We start from the raw sequence: 20,294 nt of genomic DNA, 5'->3' as shown, positions 1-20,294 counted from the left end.
CATGAACCGGCCGCTGCTGTGGCTGATGTTATGTGTGATTCCTGCGCTGGCAACGGCGCAGGATGAACCGCTGCGCGTGGCTTACAAGGGTGAACTGCTGTCGCTGAACACCACGCAACTGACCGCTCGCGAGCCGTTGCCGTCGTCGCTGGATACACCACTGGGCAGTCTGTGGAAGGTGTTCGTCTACGCGTGGCTGGTGGATACCGGCGCGCAAGAGCCGGCGTATGAGTGTCGCGGACAGTCGAAGGAAGAAGTCTATTGCTGCAGCGCGGGCGGGAAGGTCGAGCGTGATCAGGCGCTGGTGAAATCCTGCGGGCTGTATTTCGAGCCGGCGCGGTTGGGCATAACCGCTGGCGACTGGAAAACCTATTGGCAAGCGCGACAGGCGCCGTCGTGGTTGCTGGATTTGCCGTCGGTGCAACCGGCTACTCGGGTTCCCGTGGCTGACTTGCTGAAGGTTTTGTCTTGGTTGCCGGCTCAGGATCAGCTGCGCCGGGTGCTGCTCGACGTGGTGCTGAACGCGGCGGACGGCAATGTCGTCGGTGAACTCGGCGGGCGCTTGCGGGTGAAAACCTGGAGCTGGCTCGGCGATCAGGACCCGCAATCACGTCAGGGTGGTTTCGCTGGCTGGACGGCGGACGGCTCGCCGATCTGGGCCGGCGGCCGGGGCACCAGTCAGATGGTTCTGCGGCATTACGGTGCGGCGTTGGCGACGGTGTTGCCTGCTTCCTGGCCGGCGGAGGCTGGGCGATGTGTCGAGGTCGGTTTGTTTTCGCGTTATCCCGTTACCCGGGTTCTGGCCGGTGATCGGGTGGCGGGTTCCGGCCCGTTGCAGGGCGATTACCGCGTTGAATTCGCCAACGGCAATGCGCTGGATATCCACAGCGACGGCGAACTGTTTCTGCTCAACGACAAGCTTGTGGCGCGGCTGGATCGCGAAGAATACGTCGCTCGGGTGTTGGAGCGCGAAGCCAAACCGGAACCCGCCGAAGCGGCCAAAGCATTGGCCGTGGCGATCCGCACGTATCTGCTGCAAAACGCCACGCGCAACGGCGAATGCCTGAGCATCGATGACAGCAGCACACGCCAGCGTGTCGCCCCTCGTCCTGCTTCCGCCGAATCGCGCAACATCGCGGCGTGGACGGCGGATCTGGTGCTGGCCGGCAGCACCGTCACCTATCACTCCGATCAACCCGGCCCGGACAAACTGGCCTGGCAACAAGCTGTCGAACAAGCCAATGCCGGCCAGCGTTACGACGCGATCCTGCTGCACGCCTATCCGCGTGCCAGCCTCAGCCGTTGGGACAACCCGGTGGCATCCTGCGAAGCGTTGCCCGCCGCGCAGGACTGGCTACAGAAGCAGCGGCGTGGCTGGCGTCCGAAGCTGGAAAGCGAAACCGGCTACAACGAAGTCAGCACCTTCGCCGTCTGCAAGCTCGCTTTCGGCCGGCCCTTCGTCGACCGCGAACGCCAGCGCATCTACGTGCGCGGCGTGCTGTCGTTGCAGGATCGCCTCGACCTGACTCACGAATACCTGCACCTGGCCTTTGAAGCACACCCCAACGGCCAGGATGAAACCTACATCGAAGGGCTCGCCCGTCACCTTTTGCTGGAATAGACCATGACACTCCGTTATCCACAGGTCTTGCTGTTGCTCTGCGCCCTCAATGCATGGCCGATGGCGATGGCCGCCGACAGCGTCAAACTCGACACCCCGGTCGGCGGCTGGCGCAGCGGCGCGCCTGAGGGCGACGGTGAAAGCTTCCGCCAGACCGTCAACTACCCGGCCTCTTCGGTGAACACCCCGGTCGGCCAGGCCAACACCGCCCGCATCAGTGGCGAAATCAAAGCCACGCCGAAAAGCAAAGAGCCCGGCCGGCTGATCGTCAACGGCGTCAGCATGCCGCTGAAAATCGACGACAGCGGCCGCTTCGACCGCCCGTTTTCCTTCCCCAAAGGCAGCAACAGCGTCGAAGTCCGCAGCCCCGACGGCCAGCAACGCCACCGCACCCAGTTCCTCAACGCCAGCGGCGGCGCCACCCCGGCCAAGCTTCGCGTGCTGCTGTCCTGGGACAGCGACGGCACCGACCTCGACCTGCACCTGATTACACCTGACGGCGCGCACATCTGGTACGGCGACCGCGTCGCCCCCAACGGCGCGGCTTTGGATGTCGACGTGACCACCGGTTACGGCCCGGAAATCTTCGCCATGCCGGCGCCGATCAAGGGGCAGTATCTGGTGTATGTGAACTACTTCGGCGGTGGTTATCGCGGGGATGATGAAGGTGGGGAAGAAGCGGTGCAGCCGCTGACTACCGCGCAGGTGACGGTGATTACCGAAGAAGGGACGCCGAGCGAGAAGATGGAGACGTTCGTGGTGCCGATGCGGGCGGTGGGGGAGTTGACGTTGGTTAAGTCGTTCAGCTATCCGTGAGTCAATCGGGGAAAACGCCGCACAGTGCATTGCCTTCATATCCGTGAACGATGGGTCCCAGCACCATGAATGGGCCACAAGCGTATAGCGGAGATGGCACCTTTTGCTGGGTGTCGAGCAGAACGGCTTCGTTTCCGAACTCATCTTTGCCGAAGGATTGCTCGGAGTACGACGTGCACACCGGCAGCTTCAATGGCACCGGAACTACCAGCGCCCAGACAGTAATTCCACACCACTCTCGGACGGGTGTCGATTTTGCTGTTCTGGTGATCTGTGGGGGAGTCGAGCGGTAGCTTTGTGCTCTGTAGGCGTCGGTTTTGAGTGTGGTTTTTTCAGGGAGGGAAACACCTACTCCCACGCATGCTGTCAGGCTGAGGCATATGGTCGAAATCACTCCGACGGATTTCAGGCATGAATTCAGGGCAGATGGGAGCAATCTAGAACGTCCTTGTAGTGCTTTAAGCTTCGTAATTACCAAGAGCTTTTTGCTGAACAATTGTGCAAGTAGCGCCTGCACAATTTGTGTGTTGATCAGCAATTGGCTGAACGGCTCTCGAAAACCACTTTTCCGACAGGCATTAAAAAAGCCGGCTTGTGGCCGGCTTCTCGGGGACTGGCTTGGTTTATTTTTGGTAAACCGCGCCAGCCTTCAAAACGTACACCCGGATCTTGCGTCCGGCTGTGGGACTTGGTCAGACAGTGGTCTGCCGCGTCAGGCGTCATCTGGGCCGCTGGGCGGGTCGATGCGCGAATGTGGGGCGCAGGATACTGAGTTTTGCTTCTGATTCCCAGCTTGAAGTGCGGTTTAGAGCGATCAAACTGGAGAAAGTCCGGGTTTTGTACCGACTTTCAGGGCCTCATCGCCAGCAGGATGGCTCCCAAAACCACGGGCACATCAGAGAAACGGCACCACTGGCCGCCGCTTGCCCAGGGTCGACCACCAGAACACCCACCCCAGCACATGAATCCTTTGCTCTTCGATCTGCGCGGCGCGGAAGATTTCGTCCGGGTATTCGGCACTGTTGTGGCTGCGCAGGCGCAGGGCGTTGCCGGGCATGCGGTGCAGGTATTTGATGCGCAGCATGCCGTCGTGTTCGATGGCGTAGATTTCGCCGTCCACCACCTGGGTGAGGCCGCGGTCGATGGCGAGGGTGGAGCCGTCTTCGATCTTCTCGGCCATGCTGTTGCCGATCATGTGGGTGCAGATGGCGTCGGTGTGGCGGATTTCCAGGGCTTCGAGGTGGCTGCGGGGCAGGCGGATGGTTTGTTCCGGATCCTTGATGACGTGGGTCTTGTCGGAGCCTGGGGCGGTCGGGGCTTCCTTGTAGAGCGGCAATTCGATGTCGTTGGTTTCGAGCACCGTATAGACGCCCTGAATCGCCTGGGCATCCAGCGTGTCGCCGGCGGTGTACAGATGCGGTGTTTCTTTTGGGCCTTCGCCGGTCTTCAGCCACTGGCTGTTGACGGACAGCAGGCGCGCGACTTCTTCCATGCGGTACGCGGGTACGCCCCGGGTGTACCAGTTATGAACGTTTTGGGCTTCCGTGCCCCAGAACTTTGCGAATCCCGTGGTGGTGATGTTCGCAGCTTCCAGGAGTGCCTTGAATCTTGGACCGCTAGTGTTCTTTCTCATAAACACGAGTCTACGGCCGGCCTAGAGCGGTTTGAATAAACCTTGCGTTCAAAATCAGGGCAAATTTTGCGACGGGATGTAAGACGTCCTTGTGGGAAATTACACACAGCAAAACTTTTCTGTAGGTCGCTATAAACAAGCTGTTTAAGCACCTGGCGGGCAGGCACAAAAAACCCCGGATCAACCGGGGTTTTCTTCAAGCGTGTCGCAGGTCGCGAGGCTTAGCCTTTGTAGGCAGCAACCGACTTGGTGATCGCGGCACGGGCAGCGTCAGCGCCGTCCCAGCCTTCGATTTTCACCCATTTGCCTTTTTCGAGATCTTTGTAGTTCGCGAAGAAGTGCTCGATCTGCTGGATCAGCAGGGCTGGCAGGTCGGTGTATTCCTTCACGTCCACGTACAGCTGGGACAGCTTGTCGTGTGGGACTGCGATGACTTTGGCATCGCCGCCGCCGTCGTCGGTCATGTTCAGGATGCCGACCGGACGCGCGCGGATCACCGAACCTGGAGCAACCGGGTAAGGGGTTACGACCAGCACGTCCAGGGGATCACCGTCGTCAGCCAGGGTGTTCGGGATGTAACCGTAGTTGGCCGGGTAGAACATCGGGGTGGCCATGAAACGGTCAACGAACAGGCAATCGCTGTCTTTGTCGATTTCGTATTTGATCGGCGCGTGGTTGGCCGGGATCTCGATCGCGACGTAGATGTCGTTCGGCAGGTCTTTGCCAGCCGGAATCTTGCTGTAGCTCATTGGGCGTTGCCCCCGTTAGTAGACCAAAACACTTGGCCGGATTGACCAAAAAGTGGCGGCGATTATAGGCATATTCCACCCGCGATGCCATGCACCGAAGGTCGTCCAGGCCTTACTCGTGTGCCTGATAGACCGGGTCCGTGGCCTGAAGTTGCTTCAGTCGGGCCAGCGGATCCTGTCGGTAGAAAAGCTGCAGCTGCGCATACACCTGTGGATAAGCCTCATGCAGCAGATCCGGGGCGCTGAAAAAGTACTCGCTGGTGACGGCGAAGAACTCGGCCGGGTTCTCGGCGGCATATGGGTCGATGGCGGTTTCGGCGTCCGGATGGCGGTCGAGCTGGCGGTTGAGGTCGTCATAGGCCTTTTGCATGACCTCGGCCCAGTCGCTGACCCGCATGTCGGCGTGCAGCGGCGGCAGGCCGTTGGCGTTGCCGTTGAGCATGTCGAGTTTGTGCGCCAGCTCGTGAATCACCAGGTTGTAGCCTTCCCAGCCACCACTGGCCATCACCCCGGGCCAGGCGAGGATGACCGGCCCTTGTTGCCACGCTTCGCCGCTGTGCTCGCCGTCCCACTCATGTTCGACGCCACTGGCGTCGCGGTGGCGCTGGGGGCTGAGGAAGTCGTCGGGGTACAGAATGATTTCGTGGAAGCCCTGATACCAGTTCAGATCGCCAAGGTGCAAAAGCGGCAACTGCGCCTGGGCGGCGAGCAGCAGGCGTTGTTCCTGATGCAGTTCGACGCCGGGCAGGGCGGTCAGGTGCTTTTCTTCGAGGAACAGGACGCTGGCTTCGCGCAGCCACTGATCTTCCGTGGTGCTGATGCCGTCGAGGAAGCTCAAGTGGTGACGCACCCGCTGCCACATGTCATCGGCAATCGGGTGCTTCGCCAGAGTGCGCCGGCGTCGCCAAGCGCTCAGTGACCACATCGGTTCAGCGCGATTCGGCTTTGGAACCGGCGCCACCGAGGCGGCTGCGTAGCATGCCGATGATCATCGGCACCAGCGACAGCAGGATGATGCCCACCACCAGCAGCGACAGGTTTTTCTTGATGAACGGTACGTTGCCGAAGAAGTAGCCCAGGGTCACCAGGCCGCCGACCCACAGGATGGTGCCGAATACGCTGAAGCCGAAGAAGCGCGGGTAAGGCATTTTGGCGACACCGGCGACGAACGGCGCAAACGTACGGATGATCGGCAGGAAGCGCGCCAGGGTCACGGTTTTGCCGCCGTGCTTGTCGTAGAAGTCATGGGTCTGTTGCAGATAATCCCTGCGGAAAATCTTCGAGTTCGGATTGCTGAACAGCTTCTCGCCGGCCGTTCGTCCGATCACGTAATTGGTGCTGTCGCCGAGGATCGCCGCCAGCATCAACAGGCCGGCCAGCAGCACCGGGTCCATGCCGCCGCCTGCGGCCACTGCGCCGGCGATGAACAGCAACGAATCGCCCGGCAGGAACGGTGTGACCACCAGGCCGGTTTCGCAAAAGATAACCAGAAACAGGATGGCGTAGATCCAGGTCCCATAGTTGTTCACCAGCATGTCGAGGTAGACGTCGAGATGCAGAATGATGTCGATCGGGTTGAAATCCATGTGGGCACCTGTGGTGATGGCCCGACTCGGCAGGCCTGTGCGGATGATTCGGTGTAAGCCTACAAGCGGGTGTAGTTTTTCTTACAAGCCGGAAAGCACAGGATTATACGATCTGATAGGTGAAAAGCGCGTTGGTTTTGTAGCGGGGCATTTCGAGGGGGAGCGAGGTGCAGGCCTTTGTGGCGAGGGAGTTCGTACCTTCGCCACAAGGGCCTGCATCCGCACTGTTAGAAAAAATCAGAGTTCGTCGCTGATCGGCAAAATGTAGTTCTTGAACTCGGTGTCTTCCTTGAATCCGATGGATTCGTAGGTTTTCTGCGCCACTTCGTTGTCGCTGCTGGTGGACACGCGCATCCGCACGGCCTGGGTTTCCTTGGCCATGCGCTTGGCGGTGCGGATCAGGTTGTCGGCGACCAGCTGACGGCGGGCATCTTCGGCGACATAGATGTCGTTGAGGATCCATACGCGCTTGAGCGACAGCGAGGAAAAGCTCGGATAGAGCTGGCAGAAGCCCATGAGCTTCTTGTCGTCATCATCGGCCAGGGCCAGATAAATGACCGATTCCTTGCGCCGCAGACGCTTTTCGAGGAAGGCCCGGGACGAGTCCGGATAAGGCAGTGCGCCGTAGAACTCACGATATTTGACGAACAGCGGGGCCAGCAGGTCCAGGTGTTCGAGGGTCGCTTGAATAATCCGCATGATAGGTCTCGTCTTCAAGTGGCTGTCTTCAACTGCTCTGACGGCGATGGGAAACCCGGGCGGCCGTGCGTCGATCCTGCCTGAAACCGGCGCAGTAAGGCAATGCGGAAACGGTTCAGGCCGGGGGCGGATCGAGTAGGAAATTACTCTTCATGTCTGCACCGGCTTCCGATTCCAGCGTCTGAACCTGCGCCTCGTCCTTCAGATTGACCCCCGACAGCTGCCGCCGACAGGCTTCGCGCATCAGATACAGCAGGCGATGGGCCGCCATGCCGTAGCTCAAGCCTTCAAGCCGCACATTGGAGATGCAATTGCGGTAGGCATCGGTGAGGCCGACCTTTGGATTGTAGGTGAAATATAAACCCAGGCTGTCCGGTGAGCTGAGGCCGGGGCGCTCTCCGATCAGCATCACGACCATTTTGGCGCCCAGCAACTGGCCGATTTCATCGCCAACCGCCACCCGACCTTGCTCAACCAGCACCACCGGTGCGATTGACCATTCGTCGGCGGTCATCTGTTCTTCCAGTCGGGAGATGAACGGCAAGGTGTGGCGATGCACCGCCAGCGCCGAGAGGCCATCAGCCACGACAATGACCAGATCCACCCCGCCCGGATGTGCCAGCGCGTATTCGCGCAGGGCTTGCGCCGATTGATCGCTCAACTTGCGCCCCAGATCCGGGCGTTGCAGGTAGCTGTTGCGATCCGTCGCCGCGCTGTGCAGCAGCAGGCTGTCGCGTTGGCGTTCGGCCAGTTGGGCACTGAGCCCGGCGTGATCGAACGGTAGATGCACCGCATCCCGGGCCTGCGCGTGGGCGTACTGGAAATCCAGTTGTGCGCGGGTCGGCAGGCTGGTGCCGGTACGGCCGAGGGCGATCCGCGCCGGGGTCAGGCGACGCAGCTCAAGCCAGGGGTTCTGTGGATCGACGGGCGGTTTTTCCATCTGACTCATCCCAGTTGCGCCAACGCCTGGCGAAACGCCGGCGGCAGGTTGTTGCCGAAGCGGACCTTGCCGTCCGCCTGGGTGAAGATGCCCATGTTCGCCAGCCACTGCTCGAACTCCGGCGCCGGTTTCAGGCCCAGGGTCTGGCGTGCATAGAGCGCGTCGTGGAACGAAGTGGTCTGGTAGTTGAGCATGATGTCGTCGGAGCCGGGGATGCCCATGATGAAGTTGATCCCCGCCACACCCAAAAGGGTCAGCAGGGTGTCCATGTCGTCCTGGTCGGCTTCGGCGTGGTTGGTGTAGCAGATATCGCAGCCCATCGGCACGCCGAGCAGCTTGCCGCAGAAGTGGTCTTCGAGGCCGGCGCGGATGATCTGCTTGCCGTTGTAGAGGTATTCCGGGCCGATAAAGCCTACGACGGTGTTCACCAGAAACGGCTTGAAATGCCGCGCCACGGCGTAGGCCCGGGTCTCGCAGGTCTGTTGATCGACGCCGTGGTGGGCGTTGGCCGACAGTGCACTGCCCTGGCCGGTTTCGAAATACATCAGGTTCTGCCCGAGCGTGCCGCGATTGAGGCTCAGGCCCGCTTCATAACCTTCCTGCAACACGTTCAGATTGATGCCGAAACTGGCATTGGCTGCTTCGGTGCCGGCAATCGACTGGAATACCAGATCCAGCGGCACTCCCCGGTTTATGGCTTCTATAGAGGTAGTAACGTGGGTCAGCACGCAGGCCTGGGTCGGAATGTCGTAGCGCTGGATGATCGCGTCGAGCATTTCCAGCATCGCGCAGATCGAGGCGATACTGTCGGTGGCCGGGTTGATGCCGATCATGGCGTCGCCGTTGCCGTACAGCAGACCGTCGAGAATGCTCGCGGCGATGCCAGACGGCTCGTCGGTTGGGTGATTGGGTTGCAGCCTTGTGGATAACCGCCCGCGCAGGCCGAGGGTGCCGCGAAATTTCGTCACGACGCGGATCTTCTGCGCCACCAGCACCAGATCCTGAACGCGCATGATCTTCGACACGGCGGCGACCATTTCCGGTGTCAGGCCGGGCGCGAGGGCTCGCAGACTGGACTCGTCGGCCGCTTCGCTCAGAAGCCAGTCGCGAAAACTGCCCACCGTGAGATGGCTGACAACCGCAAAGGCCTGTTTGTCATGGCTGTCGATGATCAGTCGGGTGACTTCATCGGACTCGTAGGGAATCAGCGCTTCCTGCAGGAAATGCGTCAGCGGGATGTCGGCCAGCGCCATTTGCGCGGCCACCCGCTCGCCATCGTTGAGCGCGGCGACGCCGGCCAGAAAGTCCCCGGAGCGCGCCGGGCTGGCCTTGGCCATCACGTCCTTGAGACTGTCGAAGCGGTAGGTCTGGGCGCCGACGGTATGGGCAAATGCGGCCATGGGGCGCGGTCCTCCTGAATGAATGCTTTTAGTGCAGGCACCGAGCCTGAGGCCCGGTGCCGGTGCAACTTCTAGATACCTTCGAGCATAGCGTCTGCCGGTGCTTCGGAGCGTTGCTTGGCGGTCAGCTGGAAATACAGGTAACCGGCAGCCATGAACCCGAGGAACACGCCACCGATCAGGGTGTTGAACCAGGCCATTGCCACCAGGCACACCAGCGCCAGAAACAGCGCGATCCCCGGCACGATCGGATAGCCCGGTGCGCGGAAGGTGCGCTCAAGGTTCGGCTCGGTTTTACGCAGTTTGAACAGGCTGAGCATGCTGATGATGTACATCACGATGGCGCCGAACACCGACATGGTGATCATCGCAGCGGTGAGGCTCATGCCTTGCAGATTGACCAGGCCGTCGCTGTAGATCGCCGCAATGCCGATCACACCGCCGGCCAGGATCGCCCGGTGCGGGGTCTGGAAGCGTGAGAGTTTGGCCAGGCTTTTCGGCAGATAACCGGCCCGGGCCAGGGCAAAGAACTGCCGCGAGTAACCGAGGATGATCCCGTGGAAACTCGCCACCAGCCCGAACAGGCCGATCCACACCAGCATGTGCATCCACGTCGAGTTGTTGCCGACCACCGCTTTCATCGCCTGGGGCAGCGGGTCGTTGATGTTCGCCAGTTGGCGCCAGTCGCCGACGCCGCCGGCCATCACCATCACGCCGATGGCCAGGAACACCAGGGTCAGGATGCCGCTGACATAGGCCTTGGGAATCGTGCGCTTCGGGTCCTTGGCTTCCTCGGCCGCCATGGCCGCGCCCTCGATGGCGAGGAAAAACCAGATCGCGAAAGGAATGGCGGCGAAGATCCCGGGAATCGAACCGAGGCCGAATTCACTGGACCCCGACCAGCCATTGAGCACGAAGTTGCTGAAACTGAAGCCCGGCGCAACCACGCCCATGAACACCAGCAGTTCGGCAACCGCCAGCACGGTGACCACCAGTTCAAAGGTCGCGGCGATGCTGACGCCGAGGATGTTCAGGGTCATGAACACGAAATACGCCCCGACCGCCGCGACTTTCGGATCAAGCTCCGGATATTGCACATTGAGATAGGCGCCGATGGCCATGGCGATGGCTGGCGGGGCGAAGACGAACTCGATCAGCGTGGCGATCCCGGCGATCAATCCGCCTTTTTCGCCGAACGCCCGACGACTGTAGGCAAACGGCCCGCCCGCGTGAGGAATCGCGGTGGTCAGTTCGGTGAAACTGAAGATGAAGCAGGTGTACATGGTCGCGACCATCAGGGCCGTGACCAGAAAACCCAGGGTTCCTGCGGTGCCCCAGCCGTAACTCCAGCCGAAGTATTCGCCGGAAATCACCAGGCCGACGGCAATGCCCCATAGGTGCAGGGTGCCGAGTGTGGGTTTGAGCTGTGTGGTGGAAGTCATAAGTCCTCTCTGTCTTTTTTATTGTTCGATCTGTTGGACTTTCGGGTGCAGCGGTTGAGTGAATGGGTGCTGTTCACGCAGCGGCGGTGTTCACACAAATCCTGAATGACAGGTACGCAAGGCCCGTGCCAGAGCGGCCAGGCCAGGGTTTGTCATCGGGATGAAGGGGGCGACACCGATAGTTCGGTGCCGCCCGGTTTTTTAGAAGAAGCCCAGCGGATTGATGTCGTAGCTCACCAGCAGGTTTTTGGTCTGCTGGTAGTGATCGAGCATCATCTTGTGGGTTTCACGGCCGACGCCGGACTTCTTGTACCCGCCGAACGCGGCGTGCGCCGGGTACAGGTGGTAGCAGTTGGTCCACACACGACCGGCCTTGATGGCGCGGCCCATGCGATAGGCGCGGTTGATGTCGCGGGTCCAGAGGCCGGCGCCGAGGCCGAACTCGGTGTCGTTGGCAATCGCCAGGGCTTCGGCTTCGTCCTTGAAGGTGGTGATGCTCACTACCGGGCCGAAGATTTCTTCCTGGAACACGCGCATCTTGTTGGTGCCCTTGAGCAGGGTCGGCTGGATGTAATATCCGGAAGCCAGGTTGCCTTCGAGTTTTTCCACCTTGCCGCCGGTCAGCAGCTCGGCACCTTCGCCCTTGGCGATTTCCAGGTACGAAAGGATCTTGTCGAATTGCTGCTCGGACGCCTGGGCGCCGACCATGGTGTCGGTATCCAGCGGGTCGCCGCGTTTGATCTGGCTGACTTTCTTCATCACCGCCTGCATGAATTCGTCGTAGATCGACTCCTGAACCAGCGCGCGGGAAGGGCAGGTGCAAACTTCGCCCTGGTTGAAGAACGCCAGCACCAGACCTTCGGCAGCCTTTTCAATGAAGCTTGGCTCGGCCTGCATGATGTCTTCGAAGAAAATGTTCGGCGACTTGCCGCCCAGCTCAACGGTGGACGGGATGATGTTCTCCGCGGCGCATTTCATGATGTGCGAGCCGACCGGGGTCGAGCCGGTAAAGGCGATCTTGGCGATGCGCTTGCTGGTGGCCAGGGCTTCGCCGGCTTCTTTGCCGAACCCTTGCACCACGTTGAGTACGCCCGGTGGCAGCAGGTCGCCGATCAGTTCCAGCAGCACGCTGATGCCCAGCGGGGTTTGTTCGGCAGGCTTGAGCACCACGCAGTTGCCGGCGGCCAGGGCCGGGGCGAGTTTCCACGCGGCCATCAGGATCGGGAAGTTCCACGGGATGATCTGGCCGACCACGCCCAGCGGTTCATGGATGTGATAAGCGACGGTGTTGCCGTCGATTTCGGCAGCGCTGCCTTCCTGGGCGCGCAGGCACCCGGCGAAATAGCGAAAGTGGTCGGCGGCCAGCGGGATGTCGGCGTTGAGGGTTTCGCGGATGGCTTTGCCGTTGTCCCAGGTTTCGGTGATCGCCAGGGTTTCGAGGTTCTGTTCGATGCGATCGGCGATTTTCAGCAGGATCAGCGAGCGGGCCTGGGCGGAGGTCGAGCCCCAGGCGTCGGCAGCAGCGTGAGCGGCGTCCAGCGCCTTTTCGATGTCTTCGGCAGTGGAACGCGGGAATTCGGCAATCGGCTGGCCATTCACTGGCGAGGTGTTGGTGAAGTACTGACCTTTGACAGGCGCGACGAACTCGCCGCCGATGTAGTTACCGTACTTGCTCTTGAACGAGACCTTGGCGCCTTCAGTACCGGGGTGAGCGTAACGCATGATGATGTTCTCCTTGGCTTTGTACTTATTAGAGAAACGCGCATGTGCGCTTGCTATAAGCGTAGAGCAAAGGTCGGGCCACCGCCGTGCAGGTCAGGCAAATCAAGGCCTTGCGTGATTTCTGTCGGACAAGTGGCAAGCGTCTGTGACGGTATCGGTACAGCTCGGGTGACAGTTTGTACCGTTTCTGGCACAGCCCGTGACCGGGCGGTCTTGCCAGCATTGCAAAGACCGGTTGGCTGGAGGATGCTGGGCACCACTTCACGCATGGGCCGATGAGCCTCGGGGAGAATAATAAGAAATGCACGACAACCATTTGAGTCGCCATGCCCAACAGGTTCTCACCGTCACCCAGGGCAAACCGCACCTGCATGGCCCCGGTGCCGACCCGTCGATCGCCCGCTCGTGGCTGCGTTGTCTTGAGGACTATCACCTCGACCCGGCCCTGACCATGGCGCCGACCGTGCTCGAACACGGTCGTGTCCTCGAAAGCCGCGAACGGCTGCAGCAAGTGTTGCAGATCGCCGGCAATGAAATGAGCAGTCTGCATCAACAACTTTCCGGCGCCGGCCACGCGGTGCTGCTGACCGACGCGCGCGGGGTGATCCTCAATTGCGTCACCGCCCCCACCGAACGCAAGATCTTCGAACGTGCCGGCCTGTGGCTGGGCTCCGACTGGAGCGAAGCCTGCGAAGGCACCAACGGCATCGGCACCTGCCTGGTGGAACGTCAGGCTTTAACCATCCATCAGGACGAACATTTCCGTGGTCGCCACACTGGCCTGACCTGCTCGGCGAGCCCGGTGTTCGACCCCCACGGCGAACTGCTGGCGGTGCTCGATGTGTCCTCGGCGCGGCCGGACGTTTCGCGCCAGAGCCAGTTCCACACCATGGCGCTGGTCAATCTGTCGGCGAAGATGATCGAGAGCTGCTATTTCCTGCGCTGCTTCGATAATCAATGGCTGCTGCGTTTTCATCTCCAGGCCGAATCCGTCGGGCTATTCAGCGAAGGGTTGCTGGCGTTTGACGGGGAAGGGCGGATCAGTGCGGTCAATCAGAGTGCCTTGAACCTGCTCGGGCACATTCGTGGCGGCTTGCTCGGCAAACCGGTGGAAGCGTTTTTCGATTGTTCGCTGGATGAGTTACTCGGGCGCGCCAGTGCCCATGCCAGCGCAAGCTGGCCATTGCGTACCCGTGACGGACGCCATCTGTTTGCGGTATTGCGCGGAGAGGCGCGCAAGCCGTCTCCCGTCCTGCCGAAACCGGCAATTCCCGAGGCGCCGCGCCTGGCCGGTATTTGCCTGGACGATGCCGGGCTGCAAGCGGACTTCCGCAAGGCCCTGCGGGTCTTCGAGCGCGATGTGCCGCTGCTGATCAATGGTGAAACCGGCTCCGGCAAAGAGGCATTCGCCAAGGCTGTGCACAACGCCAGCCAACGCGCCGGCAAGGCCTTCGTCGCGCTCAACTGCGCGGCAATTCCCGAAAGCCTGATCGAGAGCGAGCTGTTCGGTTATCGCGGCGGCAGCTTCACCGGTGCGCGCAAGGACGGCATGCGCGGCAAGTTGCAGCAGGCCGACGGCGGCACGTTGTTCCTCGATGAAATCGGCGACATGCCGCTGGCTTTGCAGACCCGTCTGCTGCGAGTGCTGGAAGACCGGCAAGTGGTGCCGATCGGTGGCGAGCCGGAAGCGGTCAACGTGCGGATCATCAGTGCCACGCACCGCAATCTGCTGGAGCGAGTGGCGGACGGCAGTTTCCGTGAGGATCTGTACTACCGGCTCAACGGGCTGGAAGTGGCGCTGCCGCCATTGCGCGAACGCAGTGACAAATCCCAATTGCTGGATTTCCTGCTGGCCGAAGAGGCGGGCGGGGAAGCGATCCTGATCGAAGACCCGGCGCGCCGGGCGTTGCTGGGGTTCAACTGGCCAGGCAATGTGCGACAGATGCGCAATGTGCTGCGCACGCTGGCGGCGTTGTGCGATGAGGGGCGGATCGGGTTGGATGATTTGCCTGCGATGTTCCGGCAGGTGCAGCCGCTGCTGGTCAAAGCTGATGAAGCGTCGTCCGCACAGCCGCTGGAGGATGCCGAACGGCTGGCGTTGCTCAATGCGCTGGAACACACGCGCTGGCACATGACCCATACGGCCGAGCAGCTTGGCGTCAGTCGCAACACCCTTTATAGAAAGCTGCGCAAACACGGGATCGAGCGGCGTGTCAGTTAAAAGCCCCTCACCCTAACCCTCTCCCAGGGGAGAGGGGACTGACCGGTGTGTTCTCTCAAGTCACGTCGACATGAGATATCCGGTCGAACTCAGATTCTGAAAGCGACACAAATCGGCTCCCTCTCCCTCCGGGAGAGGGCTGGGGTGAGGGCAACGGTCTCCAGCCGGGGCCGAGATGTCGTGATCCACACACCCGGCTCCGTCAGCTAAAGGATGCGGTTTTCCCCTGCCTGGGCTACCCTGCGGCCATGTTTTACGAGGTCGACTATGCACATTCATATTCTGGGTATCTGCGGGACTTTCATGGGCTCGATGGCGGTTCTGGCCAAAGAGCTGGGCCATCACGTGACCGGCTCCGATGCCAACGTCTATCCGCCGATGAGCACCCAGCTCGAAGCCCAGGGCATTCAGTTGACCCAGGGTTACGACCCGGCGCAGCTTGATCCGGCACCGGATCTGGTGGTGATCGGCAACGCCATGTCCCGCGGCAATCCGGCAGTGGAATATGTGCTGAATAAAGGCCTGCCGTACGTCTCCGGCCCGCAGTGGCTGGCCGACCATGTGCTGCAAGGTCGCTGGGTGCTGGCGGTTGCCGGTACGCACGGCAAGACCACCACCAGCAGCATGCTCGCCTGGGTGCTGGAACATGCCGGCATGAGCCCGGGTTTCCTGATCGGCGGTGTGCCGCAGAACTTCTCGGTGTCGGCGCGCCTGGGCGGCACGCCGTTCTTCGTGATCGAGGCCGACGAGTACGACAGTGCGTTCTTCGACAAGCGTTCGAAGTTCGTCCACTACCGTCCGCGTACTGCGATTCTCAACAACCTTGAGTTCGATCATGCCGACATCTTCCCTGATCTGCCGGCCATCGAGCGGCAGTTCCATCACTTGGTGCGGACCATTCCGAGCGAAGGCCTGGTGATCCATCCGACCACCGAACCGGCCTTGCAGCGCGTGATCGAGATGGGCTGCTGGACCCCGGTGCAAACCACCGGTGCCGGCGGTCAGTGGCAGGTCAAGTTGCTGAAAGATGACGGCTCGGCGTTCGAAGTGATGTTCGAAGGCGTCTCCCAAGGCGTAGTCGAGTGGGAATTGACCGGCCAGCACAACGTCGCCAACGCCTTGGCCACATTGGCTGCCGCACGTCACGTCGGTGTCGTGCCGTCCATGGGCATTGCCGGGTTGAGCGCGTTCAAGAGCGTCAAACGCCGGATGGAAAAAGTCGCGGAAGTTCGCGGCATCACCATCTATGACGACTTCGCCCACCACCCGACCGCGATTGCCACCACCCTCGACGGTCTGCGCAAACGCATCGGCGATGCGCCGCTGATCGCGATCATCGAGCCGCGCTCCAACTCGATGAAGCTCGGCGCCCACCGTGACGGTCTGCCGGACAGCGTGGTCGATGCCGATCAGGTGATCTGGTACGCCCCGGCCAACCTCGGCTGGGATCTGGCCGGCACCGCCGCGTTGTGCACCGTGCCGTCGATCGTCAGCGATTCGCTGGAAGGCATCATCGAGCGCGTGAAGAGCCAGGCCCAGCCCGGCACCCACGTGGTAATCATGAGCAACGGCGGCTTCGGCGGCCTGCACGGCAAACTCGCCGAGGCGCTGAAATGAACACTCGTTTTCAGGACGGCGGCCCGGAACGCATCACCCTGGCGATGACCGGCGCGTCCGGCGCCCAGTACGGCTTGCGCCTGCTGGATTGCCTGGTGCGCGAGGATCGCGAGGTGCATTTCCTGATCTCCAAGGCCGCGCAACTGGTGATGGCCACCGAGACCGATGTGTCGCTGCCGGCCAAGCCACAGTTGATGCAGGCGTTCCTCACCGAATACACCGGCGCGGCGGCCGGGCAGATCCGCGTGTACGGCAAGGAAGACTGGATGTCGCCGGTGGCCTCGGGCTCCGGCGCTCCGGCGGCGATGGTGGTGGTGCCATGTTCGACCGGCACCTTGTCGGCCATCGCCACCGGCGCCTGCAACAACCTGATCGAGCGTGCGGCAGATGTAACGTTGAAGGAACGTCGCCAGTTGATTCTGGTGCCGCGCGAAGCGCCGTATTCGAGCATTCACCTGGAGCACATGCTCAAGCTGTCGAACATGGGCGTGACCATCCTGCCTGCTTCGCCGGGTTTCTATCACCAGCCGCAGACCATCGATGACCTGATCGATTTCGTGGTGGCGCGGATTCTCAATCTGCTGGGCATTCCCCAGGACATGCTGCCACGCTGGGGTGAGCACCATCTGAGCAGCGATGAATAAGCTGCTGACGATCCTGCTGATGTTGCAACTGACCGGCTGCGCCACCGCGCGCACGCTGGATGCCGCCAAACCCGGCGCGCCGGTGGTGTATTCCGGTACACGTCTGGATCTGTATGCCATGAACGGTGGCTGTTGTGCGATGGACCGGTTCGGCGCCGAGGCGCCGAGCTATCCCGGCGTGGATCTGCCGGCCAGTGCATTGCTCGATACCCTGTTGTTGCCGCTGTCCGTACTGACGGTGCTGGGCGTCGGGTTTCAGGCGACCGGGGGTTGTGAAAACACCGGCTCGATCAGGCAAGGTCGAGCCGGTGATACCGCTTAAAACAGGCTGATCAGCTCGGGCGGGAAAATAATGTCTGTGGAGAAAACATCCTGTCCTGCCGGCAAGTCGATGACTCGTTTACGGGCTTTCGCCACGCCTTCGATCAGTGCGTCGTAGTCGTCCCGGTTCAAGTTTTCTGACAGTGTGCGGGCTTCGATGGTGTCTGCCGGGTTCTGACTCGAACCGGTCGCCTGCGCGAGTGACTGAAGATAGACATCTTCCACGGTGGCCGCACGGGTCATGTCCGACTTGACCAGCCAAACGCGCCTTGCCGCGAGTCCGGTCGGAGGAGACGAAACATGCCCCTCCATTTTCATGCTCGGGAACCGTGACTGCTCGTCTGCCGGGCTCTGCGAGAGACGCGCTGAATTGTAGGCGCGATTGTCTTGCCCCGGGACGACCTCGACATTACGAGTGTCAAGCAAATACACAAACATCATTCGACGGGATTGAGTCTGCGAGGCGACGCTTTGTGTGTGATGGGTTTCACTGCCGGTCTTCGTCCGGGTATCGTGAGAGCCTGTTGCGTCAAAGAACTCATTCGCGAGCTTCAAGGCAGTTTTGAGGCTGAACATCGTGCTGACAGCCGTTTCGCTTGTGGACCTGCCGACCGATGATGTCGATGGCGTCAGGGTTGCGGATCGGGCAATGTCGAATGGCGTCCGGTTATCTACCTTGAACACGGCAGGAATATCGAGCCTGTACAAGTAGCCATGCCGGTTGATTTTAAAGCCGCAACGCAGCAGCAAATCATGAAAAAAAGGCGGGGTGAGACTTTCTTTCAGGAGGCTGGTGCCGCCTCCCTGATTCCTTAATCGGATAATTTCGGCGTGGATTTCCGTCAGGTACGGCTCGAAAACTTTTGGATCGGTTACGACCAGCGTACTGGCCTGATGGGCCTGGGCCCACGCAGGTAGTTCATCATTGATCCGGCTGTTGAACTGGCCGGTTGGCGATAACTCACTGACCAGTCGCTCAAGTTGCGAAATGGACAGGTTGTAGGGCTGGAAGCGTGCAATGACCTCTTCCCTTGATTTGAGCCGGGAATCAAGATTGGTCCACAAGCGCAGGTATTCCATCAATTGTTCACGCCGTGAAGGAAATTCCCGTTGGCTGGCCCACTCGGGAGGTTTCCCGTAGAACGCAACATCCAGACGAAAACGCGAAATATCCTCCCCATCGATTCTGTACAGGTTCCAGATATCGATGTCACGCCAATAAATTGGAAATGCCCAGTGATTGGCCGAGTACTTGATCGGCCTGACAACAGTCAGTCCGGTGCCTTCTGGAAACGCCACTTGGGTGAGGGGGCCATGACGGTCATCCAGGCCAGGCTTGCGCTGCATTTCTACGTAGCCATGAGAATCCTGATTATCGATATTCCAGGTGTAGTGACTCTGATGACCGTACGCCGGACTGGTATCCGTTGTCTCGGCTATGCCGGGCGTCGGCAGGTGTTGGGAAGGCGTGTGCGAGTCTGGTGTGTCGGGTGTTGGCTGGTGCGGGGATGGCGTGTGCGGATCTGGCGCGTCAGGTGTCGGCACGCGTGACAATGGGGATTGCGGGTCCGGTGTACTGCGGTGCAGGGTGACCGATTCAAGGTGGCTCACCCACTGGGCGGGTGAGCGTTTCTGATGATCCAGGACGCGGTTGAACATGTCGCGGTCCATGTCCGGACCCAGCCAGCGGCGCAGCTCGTCAAACAGGTAAGTGTTCTCCATTCGTTCGGTGCGAACCCTGGCCCACTGCGGTTTTCTCCCGGTGCGGTGGGCTTCGGCGCGAAAACGGGTGATATCGGCACCCTGCAGGCCGTAGAGGTTCCAGATGTCGCGGTCAGTCCAGGCAGGCAACAGCTCGGCGGGTTGATCGATGGGATGCGTGGGGGGCTCGACACTGACAAACGATCCGTTGTCGTCCCTGAACGCATGAATCGACAGGGGCCCGACGGTGTCGTCCAGGCGCATTTTCCGGTGCATGACCACATAGCCATGATGGTGAGTGGTGGTGCTGTCCCAGACGTAGTGCCGGGTGTCGATGTAAACCGCGGTCGTGTCTGATTGTGCGAGGGACGCAAGTGCCTGTGGCGGAGAGTTCTGCGGAATGACTGCTGGTCGATGTACAGCAGACTCGATCAGAACTCCGCTGTCGGCGGGCTCACCGATTCGCCAGGTATTGCTTTGAGGATCGAAATGCAGGGCCGGGCCGGACGGGTGCATTTCCTGTGGCAGCTTGGCCCGATAGGTTCCGGCGCCTTCGTCCCAGTCCACCATGACGGTGGTGGTCGTGGCGTATTGCACCTCGGCATAAATGCGCCCCCGATGTACACGCAAACCTTCGGCATTGACGGCAGGCAAAAGTGTTCGCGCCTGGGCCGGCAGCTCGTAGTGACGAATGTTTTCGGTCGGGTGCGGGTTGCCGGATGACGCTCTCTCCAGGATTGCGGGAATCAGATCCTGGATCTGTATCCGGGGCAACGTTTCGCCTGAAGGCAGTTGCGCCGGGTGGTGTGGCTCGGGCAGGCGGGCGACCGGCCCTGCGGGCCGACTCAGCCCCGGAAGCTCAAGTCGTGGAGTCGGCAGGGGTATTGATGCATCGGGTGGATTGCCGGATGTGCCGGTATTTTTCGGTGTGGGGTTTTTGGGTGCCATCAAGGCGTCCTTTCATTGATTGCCTGCCGTCGGGAATTGCCATCCGATGACGAAATGGCAGATGCAGGCGTGCTGGAGGGCACGTTATCCATGAAGGGGGAGGGAGGTGTGGTAGATAGTTAGGGTGCAGTTGTTGAATCGATCTGGCTCGTTTCAGGTATCGGGCAGTTCAACACAAGGTCCTCGGAGTTCATTGGAAAATGGCATTCCGGGGGCCGTGTTGAACTGCTGGAT

17 protein-coding genes are annotated in these 20,294 nt (G+C 60.9%); 6 read left to right on the top strand and 11 right to left on the bottom strand.

Going from position 1 to position 20,294, the window contains the following annotated elements; all coding sequences use genetic code 11:
- Position 1: 1 nt before the first annotated feature.
- Positions 2 to 1,621, top strand: coding sequence for a DUF2300 domain-containing protein (locus R1A29_RS25410; RefSeq protein ID WP_438299896.1), 1,620 nt, complete (start codon positions 2 to 4; stop codon positions 1,619 to 1,621).
- Positions 1,622 to 1,624: 3 nt separating this feature from the next.
- Positions 1,625 to 2,437: a YfaP family protein gene (locus tag R1A29_RS25405; RefSeq protein ID WP_438299895.1), complete on the top strand. Its 813-nt coding sequence runs from the start codon at positions 1,625 to 1,627 to the stop codon at positions 2,435 to 2,437.
- A gap of 1 nt (position 2,438) precedes the next feature.
- Here R1A29_RS25405 and R1A29_RS25400 read toward each other — a convergent pair whose 3' ends face one another.
- The 10 genes from R1A29_RS25400 to exaC all read right to left on the bottom strand — a co-directional run bounded on the left by R1A29_RS25400 (position 2,439) and on the right by exaC (position 12,608).
- Entirely contained in the window at positions 2,439 to 2,975 is a 537-nt protein-coding gene (locus R1A29_RS25400; protein WP_438299894.1) for a hypothetical protein, read from the bottom strand.
- A gap of 357 nt (positions 2,976 to 3,332) precedes the next feature.
- The gene (locus R1A29_RS25395) at positions 3,333 to 4,070 is read right to left on the bottom strand and encodes a S24 family peptidase (RefSeq protein ID WP_438299893.1); all 738 of its coding nucleotides are present in this window, start codon (positions 4,068 to 4,070) and stop codon (positions 3,333 to 3,335) included.
- A gap of 221 nt (positions 4,071 to 4,291) precedes the next feature.
- Entirely contained in the window at positions 4,292 to 4,819 is a 528-nt protein-coding gene (ppa, locus tag R1A29_RS25390) for an inorganic diphosphatase (protein WP_007933577.1), read from the bottom strand.
- Positions 4,820 to 4,931: 112 nt separating this feature from the next.
- On the bottom strand, positions 4,932 to 5,744 hold the full coding sequence (locus R1A29_RS25385; protein ID WP_438299892.1) for a zinc-dependent peptidase: 813 nt from the start codon (positions 5,742 to 5,744) through the stop codon (positions 4,932 to 4,934).
- 4 nt (positions 5,745 to 5,748) lie between these two features.
- Positions 5,749 to 6,405 carry a DedA family protein gene (locus R1A29_RS25380; RefSeq protein ID WP_085712304.1) on the bottom strand — a complete coding sequence of 219 codons (657 nt, stop codon included), beginning with the start codon at positions 6,403 to 6,405 and terminating at the stop codon, positions 5,749 to 5,751.
- Positions 6,406 to 6,642: 237 nt separating this feature from the next.
- Entirely contained in the window at positions 6,643 to 7,104 is a 462-nt protein-coding gene (locus R1A29_RS25375) for a GNAT family N-acetyltransferase (protein ID WP_085712303.1), read from the bottom strand.
- A gap of 115 nt (positions 7,105 to 7,219) precedes the next feature.
- Positions 7,220 to 8,053, bottom strand: coding sequence for an ethanolamine ammonia-lyase subunit EutC (gene eutC / locus R1A29_RS25370; RefSeq protein WP_371320987.1), 834 nt, complete (start codon positions 8,051 to 8,053; stop codon positions 7,220 to 7,222).
- A complete protein-coding gene (locus R1A29_RS25365) occupies positions 8,050 to 9,444 on the bottom strand; it encodes an ethanolamine ammonia-lyase subunit EutB (RefSeq protein ID WP_438299891.1) in 1,395 nt (464 codons plus the stop codon). Before R1A29_RS25365 ends, eutC begins: the two co-directional genes overlap by 4 nt.
- Positions 9,445 to 9,515: 71 nt before the next feature.
- Complete coding sequence (gene eat, locus R1A29_RS25360) at positions 9,516 to 10,886, bottom strand: ethanolamine permease (protein WP_438299890.1); 1,371 nt, start codon at positions 10,884 to 10,886, stop codon at positions 9,516 to 9,518.
- 201 nt (positions 10,887 to 11,087) lie between these two features.
- A complete protein-coding gene (exaC, locus tag R1A29_RS25355) occupies positions 11,088 to 12,608 on the bottom strand; it encodes an acetaldehyde dehydrogenase ExaC (protein WP_085712299.1) in 1,521 nt (506 codons plus the stop codon).
- A gap of 301 nt (positions 12,609 to 12,909) precedes the next feature.
- Between exaC and R1A29_RS25350 the strand changes: the two genes are divergently transcribed.
- The 4 genes from R1A29_RS25350 to R1A29_RS25335 all read left to right on the top strand — a co-directional run bounded on the left by R1A29_RS25350 (position 12,910) and on the right by R1A29_RS25335 (position 17,412).
- Complete coding sequence (locus R1A29_RS25350; RefSeq protein ID WP_438299889.1) at positions 12,910 to 14,829, top strand: sigma-54-dependent Fis family transcriptional regulator; 1,920 nt, start codon at positions 12,910 to 12,912, stop codon at positions 14,827 to 14,829.
- Between the two features lie 267 nt (positions 14,830 to 15,096).
- The gene (mpl, locus tag R1A29_RS25345; RefSeq protein ID WP_007958628.1) at positions 15,097 to 16,446 is read left to right on the top strand and encodes a UDP-N-acetylmuramate:L-alanyl-gamma-D-glutamyl-meso-diaminopimelate ligase; all 1,350 of its coding nucleotides are present in this window, start codon (positions 15,097 to 15,099) and stop codon (positions 16,444 to 16,446) included.
- A complete protein-coding gene (gene ubiX / locus R1A29_RS25340; protein ID WP_085712297.1) occupies positions 16,443 to 17,090 on the top strand; it encodes a flavin prenyltransferase UbiX in 648 nt (215 codons plus the stop codon). Before mpl ends, ubiX begins: the two co-directional genes overlap by 4 nt.
- The gene (locus tag R1A29_RS25335) at positions 17,083 to 17,412 is read left to right on the top strand and encodes a YceK/YidQ family lipoprotein (RefSeq protein WP_438299888.1); all 330 of its coding nucleotides are present in this window, start codon (positions 17,083 to 17,085) and stop codon (positions 17,410 to 17,412) included. The genes ubiX and R1A29_RS25335 overlap by 8 nt, the downstream gene beginning before the upstream one ends.
- Here R1A29_RS25335 and R1A29_RS25330 read toward each other — a convergent pair.
- Positions 17,409 to 20,060, bottom strand: coding sequence for a hypothetical protein (locus tag R1A29_RS25330; RefSeq protein WP_438299887.1), 2,652 nt, complete (start codon positions 20,058 to 20,060; stop codon positions 17,409 to 17,411). The genes R1A29_RS25335 and R1A29_RS25330 overlap by 4 nt on opposite strands.
- Positions 20,061 to 20,294: the final 234 nt, after the last annotated feature.

This window comes from Pseudomonas sp. NMS19W (assembly GCF_051554255.1).
Classification (GTDB): Bacteria; Pseudomonadota; Gammaproteobacteria; order Pseudomonadales; family Pseudomonadaceae; genus Aquipseudomonas; species Aquipseudomonas kribbensis.
This window is presented reverse-complemented; position numbering and strand designations above follow the sequence as displayed.

Bases quoted from the DNA above. Each gene is read 5' to 3' on its own strand.
- R1A29_RS25410 (WP_438299896.1), top strand. From the start codon at position 2: ATGAACCGGCCGCTGCTGTGGCTGATGTTATGTGTGATTCCTGCGCTG.
- R1A29_RS25405 (WP_438299895.1), top strand. From the start codon at position 1,625: ATGACACTCCGTTATCCACAGGTCTTGCTGTTGCTCTGCGCCCTCAAT.
- R1A29_RS25395 (WP_438299893.1), bottom strand. From the start codon at position 4,070: ATGAGAAAGAACACTAGCGGTCCAAGATTCAAGGCACTCCTGGAAGCT.
- ppa (WP_007933577.1), bottom strand. From the start codon at position 4,819: ATGAGCTACAGCAAGATTCCGGCTGGCAAAGACCTGCCGAACGACATC.
- R1A29_RS25385 (WP_438299892.1), bottom strand. From the start codon at position 5,744: ATGTGGTCACTGAGCGCTTGGCGACGCCGGCGCACTCTGGCGAAGCAC.
- R1A29_RS25380 (WP_085712304.1), bottom strand. From the start codon at position 6,405: ATGGATTTCAACCCGATCGACATCATTCTGCATCTCGACGTCTACCTC.
- R1A29_RS25375 (WP_085712303.1), bottom strand. From the start codon at position 7,104: ATGCGGATTATTCAAGCGACCCTCGAACACCTGGACCTGCTGGCCCCG.
- eutC (WP_371320987.1), bottom strand. From the start codon at position 8,053: ATGAGTCAGATGGAAAAACCGCCCGTCGATCCACAGAACCCCTGGCTT.
- R1A29_RS25365 (WP_438299891.1), bottom strand. From the start codon at position 9,444: ATGGCCGCATTTGCCCATACCGTCGGCGCCCAGACCTACCGCTTCGAC.
- eat (WP_438299890.1), bottom strand. From the start codon at position 10,886: ATGACTTCCACCACACAGCTCAAACCCACACTCGGCACCCTGCACCTA.
- exaC (WP_085712299.1), bottom strand. From the start codon at position 12,608: ATGCGTTACGCTCACCCCGGTACTGAAGGCGCCAAGGTCTCGTTCAAG.
- R1A29_RS25350 (WP_438299889.1), top strand. From the start codon at position 12,910: ATGCACGACAACCATTTGAGTCGCCATGCCCAACAGGTTCTCACCGTC.
- mpl (WP_007958628.1), top strand. From the start codon at position 15,097: ATGCACATTCATATTCTGGGTATCTGCGGGACTTTCATGGGCTCGATG.
- ubiX (WP_085712297.1), top strand. From the start codon at position 16,443: ATGAACACTCGTTTTCAGGACGGCGGCCCGGAACGCATCACCCTGGCG.
- R1A29_RS25335 (WP_438299888.1), top strand. From the start codon at position 17,083: ATGAATAAGCTGCTGACGATCCTGCTGATGTTGCAACTGACCGGCTGC.
- R1A29_RS25330 (WP_438299887.1), bottom strand. From the start codon at position 20,060: ATGGCACCCAAAAACCCCACACCGAAAAATACCGGCACATCCGGCAAT.